The following is a 15,418-nucleotide window of genomic DNA, read 5'->3' on the forward strand; positions in this document are numbered from 1 at the left end:
CTCGTGCGGCGCTGGACCTTCGGCGGGTCAGGCGCCTAGCGCGTGAGTTCCTTCAGATAGAACAACGTCTGCACGCTCGGCAGCACTTGCTGGATGACACGGTTGAAGGTGGCCCCAGGCGAGGTACCCACGTAGACCACATCCAGCGGTTGCAGCTGGAATTTCGACGACAGCATGATGGAGTCAGGCTGCGTCATATCGAGGCGGTACACCTCCGGATGCGTGGGGTTGTCCTTCATGCCGCGCATCACGTAGATCTGGCGCGGGTTCGCGTCGGTATCGAGAATCCCGGTGGCCTGGGTGAGCGCGTCGGCAATCGTCAGGCGGCCGCGCATCATCTGCACCGTGATCGGCGTCTTTACCTCGCCCATCACGAATACGCGGCTATCCACCCGGTCCGGCACGTTGACGATGTCGCCGGCCTGCAGCATGACGTTCTGCGAGGTGTCGCCGCGGTCGAGCAGCTTGTCGGCGTCGAGCACGTAGAGCTGGTTATTGCGGGTCAGACGCACGCGCTGGATATCGGCGATTTCCGTGCTGCCGCCCGAGCGCGTAATCGCATCGAGCAGCGTGAGCGGCACGTCGCTGATGGCGAGCGGTCCCGGCGACTTCACTTCGCCCGTCACCTGCACTTTCTGGCTGCGGAACGACAGCACGCGCACGTCGACCTGCGGATTGCGGATGTACGGCACGAGCCGCGTAGCCAGCTCGCTGCGGATATCGCCCACGGTCCGGCCCGCCACCTGCAGGCGGCCGACGAACGGAAAGAAGATCGAGCCATCGTGCGCGACCGTCTGGCCATACGGGTCGGCCTGGCCCGGCAAGGCCGTGGTGTACGGCTGCTGTACCGCACCGGCAAGGGTCTGGGTGGTGTTGTCGCCGGTCGACAGCGTACTGCCGTTAGGCGTCGTCAGTTCTGGGTGATCCCATACCGTGATGCCGAGAATGTCCTGCGGCTCCACGCGGTAGATGTACTGCGACGGGTCGGAATACTTGCCGGGCGGCAGCGTCTGCTGCTGCGTCGCGGCCTGCTGCATCTGCTGGGCGACCAGCGTGGGGTCGATCAAATGCACCGGATAGGTTTCCGTCGGGCTCGCGTGGGAGTCTTCCTTCAATCGCGAGGAGTCCAGATAATTGCCAGGTGCGATGCAGGCTGACAGAAAAGGCGTCAGCAAAAGCGCAACAATGAGATTTCGTTTCAGCATATTTTCTTCAGCCATTCCATGACCAGGTGTTCGATGAACATGAGGCTCTCGCGATACTCGCTTTCCGCCCTGCCATGCGGGTCCACCACATCGGAGTCCGCCCACTTGCCGAGCGGATAGACCTTGCCGCGCGAGGTCGGCTCCAGCGCCTCGACGTCCTTCACCTGGCGGTGTTCGGTGACGAGGATCAGATCCGCGTCGCGCACGATCTGCGGCTTCAGGCGCCGCGACTGGTGCATGCCCGGCGTGATGCCGCGCTCGGCGAGCAGGTGGCGCATCATCGGATCCATTCCCCAGCCGTCGACAGCGCGGATGCCCGCCGAATGAAAGCGGATCGCACGCCGTGCCGATCCTTCCGCGGCAAGGGCGCTGTGCTGGCGTGCCTTGAACAGCATCTCGGCAGCCGGCGAGCGGCAGACGTTGGCGTGACACACAATCAGAACGTTGGCGAACATAGGCGGACTCCTTGGCTGGAGGTCACTGCGTGGCGGCGGCGCCGGCCGGACGGGCTGCGTGATTCGCGTAATTCGCATGACTTGCCTCGCTTGCGTGCAGCGCCTGACCCAGGCCCTGTACGCCGGCCTCGGCTGCGGCCCCGGCGCGCGGCGCACGCTGGCGGCCGATGGCGTGATACTCGATGCCGAGCTCCTGCATGGCTTCCGGTTCGTACAGGTTGCGGCCATCGAAGATCCGCGGCGCTTTCAGGTGCTGCTTGAGGCTGTCGAAATCGGGACTCTTGAAGACTTTCCATTCCGTGAGAATCACAAGCGCATCGGCGCCGCGCGCCACGTCCATCTCTTCGCTCTCGAACGTGAGGCGGGCGTGCTGTTGCGGCACGTGCTGCAGGTCGAGCGCAAACACCCGTTTTGCCTCGTCGACTGCAACCGGATCGTAGGCCTTTACGCGTGCGCCGCGCTTGAGCAGCTCGGCGATCAGCGGCCGGCTCGGCGCTTCGCGCATATCGTCGGTGTTGGGCTTGAACGCCAGGCCCCATACGCCAAACGTGCGGCCCGACAGATCGTCGCCGAGCCGCGCGACGATCTTGTGCGCGAGAATCTTCTTCTGCGTCTCATTGACAGCCTCCACGGCTTCGAGAATGCGCAGGCCCTGACGGTGTTCGACGGCCGTGCTGATGAGCGCCTGCACGTCTTTCGGGAAGCACGAACCACCGTAGCCGCAGCCTGCATAGAGGAAGTCGTAGCCGATACGCGGGTCCGAGCCGATGCCACGCCGCACCGCTTCGATGTCCGCGCCGACGCGGTCGGCCAGATTCGCGAGTTCGTTCATGAACGAGATGCGCGTGGCGAGCATCGCGTTGGCGGCATACTTGGTGAACTCGGCCGAGCGCACGTCCATGTAGAGCGTGCGTTCGCGGTTGCGGTTGAACGGCGCATAAACGCGCTTCATCAGCTCGCGCGCTTTCTCGCCGGGCACATCCTCGTCGCAGCCAAGCACGATGCGATCGGGCCGCGTAAAGTCTTCGACCGCCGCACCCTCCTTGAGGAACTCCGGGTTCGATACCACCGAGAACATGTGCTGCACGCCGCGCGCCGCCAGTTCTTCGGCGATCACGTTACGCACCCGCACAGCGGTGCCCACTGGCACGGTCGACTTGTCGACGATCACCTTGAAGCCGGTCATATGGCGGCCGATGTTGCGCGCCGCCGCCAGCACGTATTGCAGATCGGCCGAGCCGTCTTCGTCGGAGGGCGTACCCACCGCGATGAACTGGATATCGCCGTGCGCCACGGCCGCGGCCACGTCGGTGGAAAACGTCAGGCGCCCGGCGCGGCGGTTGCGCGCGATGATCTCCTGCAGGCCCGGCTCGTGGATCGGTACGCCGCCATTGTTCAGCACGTCGATCTTGCGCTGATCGAGGTCGAGACAGAACACGTCGTTGCCGATGTCGGCAAGACACGCGCCCGTCACGAGGCCCACATAGCCGCTACCAATGATCGTCACGTTCATGAATTACACCTCGGAGGTTGAATGTTTCAGTAAGCGTTGCTGCCGACAAAGCCCTTCCACAGCGTCAGCACGACGATCTTGATGTCGAGCCAGAAGGTCCAGTTCTGCATGTAGTACAGGTCGAGCTTGACGCGGCCCATCATCTTTTCGATGCGGTCGGTTTCGCCGCGAAAGCCGTTGATCTGCGCCCAGCCGGTAATGCCTGGCTTGATGCGGTAGCGGTGCATGTAGCCCTTCACCAGATCCTTGTAGATATCGTCGTGTTCGAGCGCATGCGGGCGCGGCCCCACCACCGACATCTCGCCGCGCAGCACGTTGATGAACTGCGGCAGTTCGTCGAGACTGGTGCGGCGCAGGAAGGCGCCCACCGCGGTGATGCGCGGATCGCGCCGGGTGGCCTGGGTCACCTTGCCGGCCGTCTCGGCGTGCACCTTCATCGAGCGGAACTTGTAGATCTCGAACTGGTTGCCGTCGATGCCCTTGCGCTTCTGGCGGAAGAACACCGGCCCCGGCGACGATAGCTTCACCGCCACCGCGATCACCAGCATCACTGGCGCCAGTGCGGTCAATGCGCCGAACGCGAACAGCCGGTCGAACACGCGCTTGGGCAACACCCGCAGATCGGTAATCGGCGAGGCCGCGAGATTGATCGCCGGCACGCCGAGCAGATCGACCATCGGCTGGTTGAACAGCGTCAGGCTGCGCACGTCCGGAATGAAGCGGATGTTCACGAAGTCGTTGCGCAACTCCATCACGAAGCGGTGAATCGTTTTCTCCTTCGAGATCGGCAGCGCCAGCCATAACTCCTTGATGGCGCGGCTGCGCACCAGATTGATCATCGCCGCGAACTCGCGCTCGACCGGCACGCCTTCGACGGCCTGGGACGCATCCGGATCCTGGTACGGATCGATCGGCGCGTCCTCGTCGTACACCGCCACCGGACTGAAACCGGCTTCCGGGTGGCTCCTCATCTGTTCGATCAGGAACTTGCCGTACGGTGCGCCGCCCACGATCGCCACCGCCTTGTGATTGAAGCCCTCGCGCCGCAAGCCCTTCAGAATCGTGTAGACCAGTGCCTTGGTGACGATCAGCAGCACGATCGTGGCGGCGGCCCAATACAGCAGCCACAGCCGCGACAGCAGATCCGAGCGGTGCAGGCTGAAGCTGATCAGCACACCGGTGGTTTCCACCATCACCCAGCCGCCACAGACGCGAAACAGCAGATCCATCAGCGGCTTGCCGCGCCACGACTGGTAGATGCCCAGCGCGGGAAAGAACACCACCACCAGCAGGCAGTCGAACGCCAGCGAAATGCTTTGCATGTCGTCCAGCCACAGCCACTTGCCGTTATGCAGGGCGGCTGCGAGCACGGCGCCGAAAGCGACCATGGCGATGTCGATGATTCTCGATAGAACGCTCAGCATGCGCGGCACCCTAGTTCGTCAGTCAAGTTCTATCCGTGAAGTAAGCGGGCATCTGCACCGCGGATAACGCATTCGCAATCCGCTTTCCTCTCAATTCGAAAAGCATGCGTCTTAATGGGTGAATACCCGTACAGGACTAGATAAGGCGGCATTAAAATTCGCACTGCAAGATCGCAAAATATCTCAAAATGTATCGGTCAAAAGTGCGCTATTTTTAATAGATTTTTTCGGAAATTTTTCCCTTTCCGAGCGAATTCCGATGTTCACCGCCAGCCCTGGATCTCGTCTCACGCGCGCTTCCAGAGCGAAGCTTGCACATGGCGAAATGTATGCGTGCCGCCCTTTTTTCCGTATGCCGCCCGGAAAAATCATTCCGGATAATTTTTTAAGCATTATTTTTCTATTTTTTCTCTGCGCTGCAATAAAACATAAATTATTCGAACGTTTTTTACCCCGCTCTTCGAATAATTTTTTGGAACTTCTATTTAACGCGCTTTTATTGGCTATTTACGCCGTGATACAACTCGATGCACTCACCCAGCCCCGAGGAGTACATCACCATGACAGCAACGGTCACGGCTTCCGTCGCCGGCACCCGGCCCGGCGCCGCCGCATCCCTGAAGGTCAAGCTGAAGGTTCATCCCGTCATCCTGGCGGGCGGCTCCGGCACCCGTCTGTGGCCGATGTCGCGTGAGCAATATCCGAAGCAACTGATCGGCCTGCTGGGCGCCGACTCGTTGCTGCAGTCCACCACCCGGCGCCTCGACGCGCTCGAGAGCGGGCACGCGCTCGCCGATCAATTGATCGTGGTTGCCAACGAAGAACACCGTTTCACCACCGCCGAACAACTGCGCACCAGCGGCAAGGCAAGCCGGCTGATTCTCGAGCCGGCCGGCCGCGACACCGCGCCGGCCTTGACGGTGGCAGCGCTCTCGATTGCCGCGCAGGACGAGGACGGCATCATGGTGGTGATGCCCGCCGACCATGCGGTGACCGACATCGAAGCGTTCCACGCCGCAGTCGCTGCCGGCGTCCAGCACGCCTACGAAGGCCACATCGCGACGATGGGCATCGTGCCGACCCACGCCGAAACCGGCTACGGCTACATCCGCCTGGGCGCCCCGCTTGACCGCGACGGCGCGCTCGATGCGCATCGGCTTGACCGCTTCGTCGAAAAGCCCCATCTCGAGCTGGCGCAACGCTATGTCGAATCTAAGGAGTACTGGTGGAATAGCGGCATTTTCATCATGCGCGCCTCGACTTGGCTCACGGCAATCAGGCATTTTCAGCCGGGCATTTTCGATGCCTGCGCGGCGGCGTATGCGGGCGGCAAGGCGGACGGCGATTTCTTCCGGCTGCAGCGCGAGGCCTTCAGCGCGTCGCCCTCGAACTCGATCGACTATGCGGTGATGGAGCAACTCGGCGGCGCACCGTCGGTGGCCACCGGGGTGGTCGTGCCGTTGCGCGCCGGCTGGTCGGACGTGGGCTCATGGGATGCGATCTGGCAGATCCTGCCGAAGGATGCGGACGACAACGTGGCGCGCGGCAACGTCATGTTCGAAGGCTCCGCCTCCACCTTCGCGCACTCCGAAGGCCGCCTGATTGCCTGCGTCGGCACCCAGGATCTGGTGATTGTCGAAACCGCCGATGCCGTGCTGGTGGCGGATAAATCGCGAGTCCAGGACGTGAAGAAGATCGTCGGGCGGATTCGCGCCCAGGGCGGCGCGCAGGCGGCGAACCATCGCAAGGTGCACCGCCCGTGGGGCCACTACGATTCCGTGGACAGCGGCGAGCGCTTCCAGGTGAAACGCATTGTCGTCAATCCGGGGGCGCGGCTCTCGTTGCAGATGCATCATCATCGCGCGGAACACTGGATCGTCGTGCGCGGCACGGCGCTCGTCACGCGCGGTGAAGAGCGCTTTATCGTCTCCGAAAACGAGTCGGCTTATATTCCGCTTGGGACAACTCACCGTCTCGAGAATCCCGGCAAGATGCCGCTGGAGATGATCGAGGTGCAGTCCGGCTCCTATCTCGGCGAAGACGACATCGTGCGCTTCGACGATACTTACGGACGGCAATGATCCCAACGGTGATGCAGACATCGACACTGCGGTTGGCACTGCGGACCCTGCGGCAGGTGCTCCTGCCGGCCGCGGGCGGCCCACTGGCTCATCCTGCGTGGGAAATGAGCTCTGGCGGGAACGGCGAGCGTTCGGAACGTTCGGCCGCACGGTCAGACGCGCGTTCAACCGTACTCTCGGCCGCCGCGTCGCCCGGATAACGGCGCAGCGGCGCGCGCAGTGCGCCGATCGGGCCGTGCAGCGCACCGTGCGAATGCGCATTCACCGGCCCGCCTGTCAGTGCGCCGTTCGGATGAGCCGCCAGTTGGCTGCTGACTTGAGCCGCGCCGTGTCCCCCGCCGTGACCCGTAGCATGACCGGCCAGCGGAGCATGCGCCGCTGCGTTCGCCGGCGCATCCGCGCGGACCCCGGCCGAGCTGACCGTCGGCGCGCCTGGCATGCTCCGCGCAGGTTGCAAGGGCCGCGTGTAGCCATGCGCCGTCGCGGCCTGGTGTGCTGCATGGTGTGCTGTGTGCGTTGCTGCGCTCACGGTGCGGCACGCACGGTCGATCCATTGACGCGCCCACTCTAGCGCATAGTCCTGTGCCGCATTGGCGTCCGTGAAGCGCGGACCGACGAGGCCCGAGCGCTCGACGCGCCGGCCGTCTTTCTCGATCTCCGCCCAGGCGCGATACATGGCGTTCGGCACGCGCTCCGCCGCGACATAGATGACATAGCCGCGCCGGTCGGCAATCTGCATGCCGCGCGCCGAGTAGCTCACCGGCAGCGGTCGCTGCGGATGATCGCAATGCAGGGGCTGCACGTTGCCGAGTTCAGCCGCGCGACGCACGGCCGGCTCGGTGCGCACGGCGTCGTGCGGCAGCGTGCCGGACAACTGGCGCGTCATGTCGGCGAGCGGATCGAGCGAGCGCCAGCCCTGCATGACGCCAGCGGGCGTTTGCCACGACTCGGGGCTCTTCCAGGACACGCCACGCATGCTGTCGTCGCGCGCGCTCACCGTCTCCGGTTGCGCAGCGGGCTTCGCCGGGGCCGGCGGCGTCGTCTGCGGCACGTAGACAAACGTGCGGCCCGTTTGCGACAGCAGCCTGGTCATCTCTGCGAGCGTGCCGTTCAGTTGCCATTCCTCGAAACGGCGGCGGCAGGTCGGACCCGACGGATAGCGCCCTGGCAGCTTCGACCAAGGCTCACCGGTTGTCAGTATCCACAGAACAGCATTTGCCACGATGCGTGGCTCGGCGCGCGGCCGGCCGCGTCGATTTAGACGGACCGCCGGCTCGTCGGAAACGAGCGCAGCGAGTAGCGCCCATTCGTCATTGCTTAGCTCATCGAAAAACATGCGGTTCTCCACACAGCCTGGCCAGGCTGCGACTTTGGGCGGCTCACGAATTCAGCGTGCACGATTCGTGTAGCGCCCCCGGTTGCACAAATATGTATTTACGTCCCGGCTAGATCGCGTTTGTCGCACTGCGTTAGTGCGAATGTTCCCCACCGCGAAGCACAAAACGTGGTCTCACTCGTGCATTGGAGAAATTGTGCAGGAAGCATACCACCACCAGGGTTTGCATGAATATGACAAAGACAAGTGTTACGGATGGAAACAAACTTGTGCTTTTTGTTGCGTTGAATTTCCAATAGCCGCGGCAGAAATTCAGGCAGTTCCGACAGCGCATCTGGCTATCGTGCACACCGTGCGGGAAGAATTTCCGCACCATTTCAGAAAATGAAGCAGAAAAAGTCTTATGCCTTTTTAATGGCGAATATGAGAGGCGTAGGCACCGTACAACACGCGGGTCAGCCCATATGCCGAACTTCCTTGTGGCCGTCTTGACGCCAATGCCCGGCCCTACGCGCACGCGCTCAACGCACCGGATTCGAGGCCTGCTCGCCCACCACCGTCAGCCATGGACGCACCCGCCAGTGGGTCACCAGGCCTTCCCGCACATAGGGATCAGCGTTTGCAAACGCTTCCGCGGCAGCCGGCGAAGCGCCGGCGAACAACAGCATCGCGTTGTCGGTCGGCTCGCCAAGCGCACCGGCCAGCACCAGCTCGCCACGCCCTGCGGCGGCCCACGCCAGCTTCAGATGCTCCTCGCGCCAGGCGGCACGGCGTTCGAGATAGTCGCTGCTCAGATCGTAGATCAGTAAGTAATGCATGGTTATGCCTCTTGAGTTCGAGAACAACAGATTCGGATTGCGTCAATAGCGTCAATATTGCGTGATTACATTAGTTACGGAATTTTGTGCCGATTTATTATTCCGTTGCGAGTGAATCGCCGTTATAAGAATGAACGCATTTTCCACTGCCGGCGAGACCGGATGAGTCCACTGAAAGGCCACGACGGCCACCGAAAATTCAATCCGGACTCCGTACTATTTGCGCGCTCTACGCCATCCCGCCGTACCCTGCCCGCCATCGCCTGGCGGCCGAAACGGGCTGCGCGCCTGGGGAAACCCCGCCTTGGCGGCTGTCAACCAGCCGACGCCGCCATCCGTTTTACCTGACAGTTTTGCCATAATAACGACGGCGATGGGCAAACGGATGCCTACGACGCCCGGTTGTACGACTACCAATAACAGTTTTCACCACCGATGGAGTGTCCCATGAAGATCCAATCCGCTCTCGCTGCCCTCGTCCTCGGCGCCGTGCTGGCCGCACCGGCTTTCGCCCAGAACAGCCAGCAGTCGAAGATGACCGTGTGTAACCAGCAGGCCGGCGACAAGAAAGGCGACGACCGCAAGGCCTTCATGAAGTCGTGCCTGTCGGGTTCCACGCCCACGGCGGCGCCGATGACCCAGCAAGAAAAGATGAAGGCATGCAATATGCAAGCCGCCGGCAAGAAAGGCGACGATCGCAAGGCCTTCATGTCGACCTGCCTGAGCAACAAGAGCTAAGCAGGCAAGCATCGCCCGGTCCGGCCGTCGCGCCCATCGTTACGGCCGTCGGACCGCTCAATACGTTTCAGCCGTCGCGGCGTTTCGCGCCGCCGCCCCGCCCATTCCCCACCTTTCAAAGTCCGTTCGCCGGAGCGCGGCATTTTCTTCTATGATGGCTGCGGAGACGGCCCATCTATAAAACACCATGCGCCATCGGGCCGCCATCTTGTCGTTGATGCCACTGTGCATCGAACGGAGGCAAGAATGGTATGGAGACACAAAAACCGCTGGTTCAGGCGGTGGCTGGTCGTCATCGTCTTTTGGGCGGTGCCGGTCGCGATCGTCGCGGTGCGCGAGATTCAGGAGGAGATGGCCTATAACGCCGTCGACCTCGAGCGCGCGCTGACCACGTGGGAGTTCACCGACGCGCAACGCGCCGCCGGCGCCCCAGCCCGCTGTCACGGCGAGCCCGATGAGGCGCGCGCAGCCGGCTGCCCGGCCGTCGTGCTGGCCGCCAATGCGCCCCGCCAGCAAGAAGCTCGCGACGAATATGCATTGCGCCGCACGACGCTGTTCGCCTATCTGTGGCACGCGTTTGTCGGTTACTGGATCGTGCCGGCTGTCGTGCTGTTTCTGATCGGGGCGCTGATCGGCGGCATTCGCCGTGCGCTGCGCCGGCCACCGACAGTCAAGAGCACGCCCAACCATTGAAGTATCGCCTGCAGGCGTCGAGCACGCCTCGCAGGCGCATCTTGCCGCCGCCCAAGGCGAGTCCTGATTGCGCCTCTACGACATCGCGGCAACACATTCGCACAATTCTTTCAAGTTAGTTTCATTCGTTCTGCCCCCCGGAAATCGGTAAAAAGCGCCTCGCAGAATCACGTCGCAGGCAGTGCTGCGGGCTTGCGCGGAGACGCCAGATTCGCTGCGAAAGCCAACGCGCTGGCGGCTTTCAAGTTACTTTCATGGGCCGTTTGAGATCGGTCAAAGTTACCCAACGAATTCTGCCGATCGGCCGCAAACGCCCGCCCCACAAGGCTTCTCGCGATGCCCCCGAGCGCACCCATTTTGTGAGCCTGTGATATAACTTCTCAGGCAACCCGGCAGTACACAACGAGGTTGCGCCCAGGAACCACGACGGAGAAAAACGATGCAAAGACGAAACTTCATGCTGAAGACCAGCGCCGCGCTCGCTTTCGGAGGCCTTACACTCGCTGGATGCACCACCTCGTCAGGCACTCCCGACAACGCCTCGACCAACTCATCGAAACGCCAGTCGATCGATGCCAGCGTCGACGGTACGATGTCGCGCCTCTTCCAGACGGTGCCCGGTTCGCGAGAGCTCGTGTCGAAGGCGCGTGGCGTGCTGGTGTTCCCGTCGGTGCTGCAGGCTGGGTTTATCGTCGGCGGCCAGTATGGCGAAGGTGCACTGCGGGTGGGCGGCTCCACCGTCGGCTACTACAGCACGGTGTCGGGTTCGTTCGGTCTGCAGGCCGGTGCACAGTCGAAGGCCATCATCTTCCTGTTCATGACGCAGGACTCGCTCGACAAATTCCGCAATACCGACGGCTGGTCGGCCGGCGGCGATGCTTCGGTGGCCCTCGTCAAAATGGGCGCCAACGGCGCGATCGACACCACCACGGCCACCGCACCGGTCGAAGTGTTCATCTTGACCAACGCCGGCCTGATGGGCGACGTCTCGATCAACGGGACGAAGGTGTCGCGTCTGAAGATCTAGGTCTGTGGCGCGAGGGTCTGCATTTGACTCTCGGGACCCAATGAAAAACGGCGATGCCATCATGTGCATCGCCGTTTTTTTACCGGCTTCGCAGCCGGTAACAGGGTATCCAGCAAGGGAGTCCAGCCGCGCGCCTTAACGCGGCGTGGTCGTATCGATCACCTTGAAGCGCGAACGCTTCTGCGCCCGGATCACCGACTGATAGGCGTCGACATACTGCTGCGCCATCCGGTGCGAGGTGAAGCGCGTCTCGAAGCGCTCCCGTACGCCGGCGCGCGGCACCTTGTGCAAGCGGTTCACTGCCGCGACCGCACCGATCTCGTCTTCGACGATATAGCCCGTCACACCGTCTTCCAGCACTTCCGGCACCGCGCCGCGATTGAAGCCGATCACCGGCGTGCCGCACGCCATTGCCTCGATCATCACGAGGCCAAACGGTTCCGGCCAGTCGATCGGGAACAGCAACGCGTGCGCGCCCGAGAGGAATTCGGCCTTCTGATGATCCGCAATCTCGCCGATGAATTCGACATGCGGCAGGTCCAGCAACGGCTTGATCTCGCGTTCGAAGTATTCGGTGTCCGCCGCGTCGACCTTCGCCGCGATGCGGATCGGCAGGCCGCAGCGCGCAGCGATGCGGATTGCCGTATCGACGCGCTTTTCCGGCGAGATGCGGCCGAGAAACGCCAGATACTTCTGCTCGACCGGCTGCGGCGTATACAGCTTCTCAGGCAGACCGTGATAAACCGTGGTCAGCCATTTGGCCTGCGGCAGCGGGTGGCGCTGCGAATTCGAAATCGAGATCACCGGCGCGGTGTTGAAGGTGTCGAACACCGGTTGTTGCTCCGGCAAATCGAGCCGGCCATGCAGGGTCGTGACGAACGGCGTCTCCTGGCGCTTGAACACCGAGAACGAGTAGTAGTCCATGTGAAAATGGAGCACATCGAACGACTCGGCCTGGCGGCGCACCAGTTCCATCAGCAGCATATGCGGCGCGATCCGGTCGCGAATGCCGGGGTCGAGGCGCAGCGCGCGTGGCCATACCGCCTCCAGTTTTGCGCTGGTGACCGAGTCGCCGCTCGCGAACAGCGTCACATCGTGCCCAAGGTCGACCAGCGCCTCGGTGATGTACGACACGACCCGCTCGGTCCCGCCATACAGCTTCGGCGGCACCGATTCGGTCAAGGGGGCGATCTGAGCAATTCTCATTGTTTGTCTCCGTTTATCTGACGGCGTGACATCGCGCGGCGAGGCGGCCGCCGCACGGCCCGCCGACGCTTTGGCCCGGCCAGCTTACGTAGCTTACTAACCTTCAATTATGGCCCGATTATTGGACCGATTGTTCCGCAATCTGCGCGAAAAAGCCCTAAGCCTTTCAATTCCTGCACGCTGTTACAGTCAGGAAACATCCTTGCCGCGCGCCGCGTCTCAGCGTCCAGGCCATTTCCAGGGCGGCAGATCGAGCTGGTCGGCGCCGGCAATGCGGGTCGCGCCGAGTTCCTTTTCGAGCACGATCGAATGGCTTCCGTCCTCGCGCTCGAGCGCTGCGATCAGGCGCGCCGCGTGCGACACCACCAGCACCTGCGAGTGGCGCGACGCGTGGGCAATCAGCCGCGCCAGCGCCGGCAGCAGGTCCGGATGCAGGCTGGTTTCCGGTTCGTTCAGCACCAGCAAGGCGGGCGGACGCGGTGTCAGCAAAGCTGCCACCAGCAACAGATAGCGCAGGGTGCCGTCGGACAGCTCCGCGCCTTTTAGCGGGCGCAGCAGCCCGTGTTGATGCATCGTGACTTCGAAGCGGCCATCGAGGTTGACCACATCGACGCTCGCGCCCGGAAACGCGTCGTCGATGGCGGCGTCGAGCGCGGCCGGGTTGCCGATTTCGCGGATCGTCTGCAGCGCCGCCGCCAGATCGGCGCCGTCGTCGCTCAGCACCGGCGTATGCGTGCCGATCTGCGGCAACCGCACGGGCGACTCGCTATCGGTGCGGAAGTGGTCGTAGAAGCGCCACGAGCGGATCTGCTCGCGCACCGCGATCATTTCCGGCGCGCTGCGCGGGTCGGAGAACTCCGTCATCATGCTGTCGAAGCTGGCGACCGGTTGCGGGATGGTCTGCCACTCGCCGCTGTCGTCGCGCGCGCGGATCGATGCGCCCTGGCGGTCCACCAACAGCGCCGAGGGCCTCACCAGCGGGCCGCTCCAGATGCATTCGCGCTTGATGACCGGATCGAGCGAGAACGCCGAGCTCGAGGGCGTCGGCAGGCCGAGGTCGATCGCATAGCCGAATTCGTCGCCGGCAAAGCCGAGCCGCAAATTGACCGGCTCGCTGCGGCGCACGCCTTGCACCGGCTGGTCGCCCGCCAGCATGCCGCGTGAGAAGCGTTCGGGGCCGGCCCACAGCGTCGACGGCAGGCCACCTTCGCGCGCGAGCGAGGCGATCACGCCGCCGCGCGCCGTCTCCGCCAGCAGCCGCAAGGCGCGATACACGCTGGACTTGCCGCTGCCGTTCGGCCCGGTGACGATATTCAGTTGCCCAAGCGGCACGATCAGTTCGCGCAGCGACCGGTAGTTGGCAATCGCGAGCGTCGTCAGCATCAGGACGAGCGCCCCGCATGGTCCGCGCCGTGCACCGGCACGCTGCGCAAGTCGGCGAGGAACGAGTCGCGCCACACACCCAGATCGTTCTTGCGCAAGGCTTCCATGTTGATCTCGTGGCGGCGCTGACGGGCCTCCAGCGGCATCGAAAGCGCGCGTTGCAAGGCCTCGCACATGCCCACCGCATCATGCGGATTCACCAGCAGCGCGCCCGTCAGTTCCGCCGCTGCGCCGGCGAAGATCGACAGCACCAGCACGCCCGGATCGTCCGGATTCTGCGCGGCCACATACTCCTTGGCGACCAGATTCATGCCGTCGTGCAAGGGCGTGACAAAGCCGATCTGCGACTCCCGAAACAGCGACATCAGCTTCCAGCGGTCATAACGTTGGTTCAGGTAACGGATCGGCGTGTAGTCGAGGCCCGAATAGCGGCCGTTGATGCGCCCTGCCTCGTATTCGAGGTCCTGCCGGATCTGCTGATAGGTGGCGACGTCCGAACGGGTGGGCGGCGCGATCTGCACCAGCGTGACATTGCCGCGCCATTCGGGCGAGCGCTCCAGCAAATGTTCGAAGGCGCGAAACCGTTCGACGAGGCCCTTCGAATAGTCGAGCCGGTCGACGCTCATGATCAGCTTGCGGCCTTCGAGGCTCTGCTTCAGGTCCAGCACATGCTGGCGGCTCTCATAGCGCTGCGCCTGCTCGGCGATTTCGTCCGGGAACACGCCGATCCGGTAGACGCCCGTGCGCAAACTGCGTCCGAACGCCTCCGCATGGCCTTCGGCGCTGACCGTGCCGCGCGCATGGCGCACCAGGTAGTCGTGAAACGCGAGCTGGTCGGTGGCGGTCTGGAAGCCCAGCAGGTCGTAGCAGCACAGCGATTTCACCAGCTCTTCGTGCGGTGGGATATTCAGGAGAATCTGCGGCGCCGGAAACGGGATATGCAGAAAGAAGCCGATGCGGTTCGTCACGCCTTCGGAGCGCAGCGCTTCGGCAAATGGGATCAGGTGGTAGTCGTGCACCCAGATCACGTCGTCGGGTTCGAGCAGCTTGATCAGCCGGTGCGCGAGCCACGCGTTCACGCGCCGGTAGCCGGCGTACTCCTCGCGCTCGTAGCGAGCGAGGTCGTTGCGATAGTGGAACACCGGCCACAGCGTGGCGTTCGAAAAGCCACGGTAGTACTGGTCGTAGTCCTTGCGCGTCAGTCCGACAGTGGCGAAGGTCACCGCGCCTTCGTGTTCGAGCGTCGGGCCGGCATTGGCGACGGTTTCGCTGACCACGTCGCCGCTCCAGCCGAACCACACGCCACCCGCGTCCTTCAAGGCGCCGAATACGCCGACGGCCAGCCCTCCGGCCGAGCCCCTGGTTTCCGTCGGGGTTGCCACGCGATTCGACACGACGATCAGTCGGCCCATGTCTGTTGTCCTCCTCGGTTCGGGGTGACGCCCGCAGAGGAGCGGCCCCTGGTTCGCTGCCCCCAGAATGACAGTTCGACCAGTCGCGAGGAAGTCAGTTGCAAGCCCGGCGCAAGCCGGGCCTTCA

At 63.3% G+C, this 15,418-nt stretch carries 14 protein-coding genes; 5 read left to right on the forward strand and 9 right to left on the reverse strand.

Features of this window, described 5'->3' with window-relative positions:
* Positions 1-35: 35 nt before the first annotated feature.
* The 4 genes from BLQ92_RS09380 to BLQ92_RS09395 are packed head-to-tail and all read right to left on the reverse strand — an operon-like array spanning position 36 to position 4,597.
* Positions 36-1,205, reverse strand: a complete 1,170-nt coding sequence (locus BLQ92_RS09380; protein ID WP_090683666.1) for a polysaccharide biosynthesis/export family protein — start codon at positions 1,203-1,205, stop codon at positions 36-38.
* Positions 1,199-1,660, reverse strand: coding sequence for an arsenate reductase/protein-tyrosine-phosphatase family protein (locus tag BLQ92_RS09385; RefSeq protein ID WP_090683668.1), 462 nt, complete (start codon positions 1,658-1,660; stop codon positions 1,199-1,201). The genes BLQ92_RS09380 and BLQ92_RS09385 overlap by 7 nt, the downstream gene beginning before the upstream one ends.
* Before the next feature lie 22 nt (positions 1,661-1,682).
* Positions 1,683-3,173: a UDP-glucose dehydrogenase family protein gene (locus BLQ92_RS09390; RefSeq protein WP_090683670.1), complete on the reverse strand. Its 1,491-nt coding sequence runs from the start codon at positions 3,171-3,173 to the stop codon at positions 1,683-1,685.
* Positions 3,174-3,199: 26 nt separating this feature from the next.
* Positions 3,200-4,597, reverse strand: coding sequence for an undecaprenyl-phosphate glucose phosphotransferase (locus BLQ92_RS09395; protein ID WP_090683673.1), 1,398 nt, complete (start codon positions 4,595-4,597; stop codon positions 3,200-3,202).
* Positions 4,598-4,715: 118 nt separating this feature from the next.
* Here BLQ92_RS09395 and BLQ92_RS40610 point away from each other — a divergent pair, with 118 nt between their 5' ends.
* Both BLQ92_RS40610 and BLQ92_RS09400 read left to right on the forward strand, forming a co-directional pair.
* The gene (locus BLQ92_RS40610; RefSeq protein WP_244106171.1) at positions 4,716-5,291 is read left to right on the forward strand and encodes a hypothetical protein; all 576 of its coding nucleotides are present in this window, start codon (positions 4,716-4,718) and stop codon (positions 5,289-5,291) included.
* Complete coding sequence (locus BLQ92_RS09400) at positions 5,281-6,678, forward strand: mannose-1-phosphate guanylyltransferase/mannose-6-phosphate isomerase (protein WP_425194915.1); 1,398 nt, start codon at positions 5,281-5,283, stop codon at positions 6,676-6,678. The genes BLQ92_RS40610 and BLQ92_RS09400 overlap by 11 nt, the downstream gene beginning before the upstream one ends.
* Before the next feature lie 88 nt (positions 6,679-6,766).
* Here BLQ92_RS09400 and BLQ92_RS09405 read toward each other — a convergent pair whose 3' ends face one another.
* Together BLQ92_RS09405 and BLQ92_RS09410 are read right to left on the reverse strand one after the other, a co-directional pair.
* On the reverse strand, positions 6,767-8,014 hold the full coding sequence (locus tag BLQ92_RS09405) for a transposase (RefSeq protein WP_090683677.1): 1,248 nt from the start codon (positions 8,012-8,014) through the stop codon (positions 6,767-6,769).
* 521 nt (positions 8,015-8,535) lie between these two features.
* Positions 8,536-8,832: a YciI-like protein gene (locus BLQ92_RS09410; protein ID WP_090683678.1), complete on the reverse strand. Its 297-nt coding sequence runs from the start codon at positions 8,830-8,832 to the stop codon at positions 8,536-8,538.
* Between the two features lie 447 nt (positions 8,833-9,279).
* Here BLQ92_RS09410 and BLQ92_RS09415 point away from each other — a divergent pair, with 447 nt between their 5' ends.
* From BLQ92_RS09415 to BLQ92_RS09425, 3 genes are all read left to right on the forward strand, one after another.
* The gene (locus BLQ92_RS09415; RefSeq protein WP_090683681.1) at positions 9,280-9,570 is read left to right on the forward strand and encodes a PsiF family protein; all 291 of its coding nucleotides are present in this window, start codon (positions 9,280-9,282) and stop codon (positions 9,568-9,570) included.
* Between the two features lie 246 nt (positions 9,571-9,816).
* Positions 9,817-10,263: a hypothetical protein gene (locus BLQ92_RS09420; protein WP_090683683.1), complete on the forward strand. Its 447-nt coding sequence runs from the start codon at positions 9,817-9,819 to the stop codon at positions 10,261-10,263.
* Positions 10,264-10,702: 439 nt separating this feature from the next.
* A complete protein-coding gene (locus BLQ92_RS09425; protein WP_090683685.1) occupies positions 10,703-11,290 on the forward strand; it encodes a BPSL1445 family SYLF domain-containing lipoprotein in 588 nt (195 codons plus the stop codon).
* A gap of 135 nt (positions 11,291-11,425) precedes the next feature.
* On the opposite strand, the gene BLQ92_RS09430 is transcribed toward BLQ92_RS09425, so the two are convergent.
* The 3 genes from BLQ92_RS09430 to otsA form a co-directional block, all read right to left on the reverse strand.
* On the reverse strand, positions 11,426-12,496 hold the full coding sequence (locus BLQ92_RS09430; RefSeq protein ID WP_090683686.1) for a glycosyltransferase family 4 protein: 1,071 nt from the start codon (positions 12,494-12,496) through the stop codon (positions 11,426-11,428).
* 219 nt (positions 12,497-12,715) lie between these two features.
* On the reverse strand, positions 12,716-13,879 hold the full coding sequence (locus tag BLQ92_RS09435; protein ID WP_090683688.1) for an AAA family ATPase: 1,164 nt from the start codon (positions 13,877-13,879) through the stop codon (positions 12,716-12,718).
* Positions 13,879-15,291, reverse strand: coding sequence for an alpha,alpha-trehalose-phosphate synthase (UDP-forming) (gene otsA, locus BLQ92_RS09440; protein WP_090683690.1), 1,413 nt, complete (start codon positions 15,289-15,291; stop codon positions 13,879-13,881). Before otsA ends, BLQ92_RS09435 begins: the two co-directional genes overlap by 1 nt.
* Positions 15,292-15,418 lie beyond the last annotated feature (127 nt).

Origin of the sequence: Paraburkholderia phenazinium (assembly GCF_900100735.1) — a bacterium.
In the GTDB taxonomy this organism is placed as follows: Bacteria; Pseudomonadota; Gammaproteobacteria; order Burkholderiales; family Burkholderiaceae; genus Paraburkholderia; species Paraburkholderia phenazinia.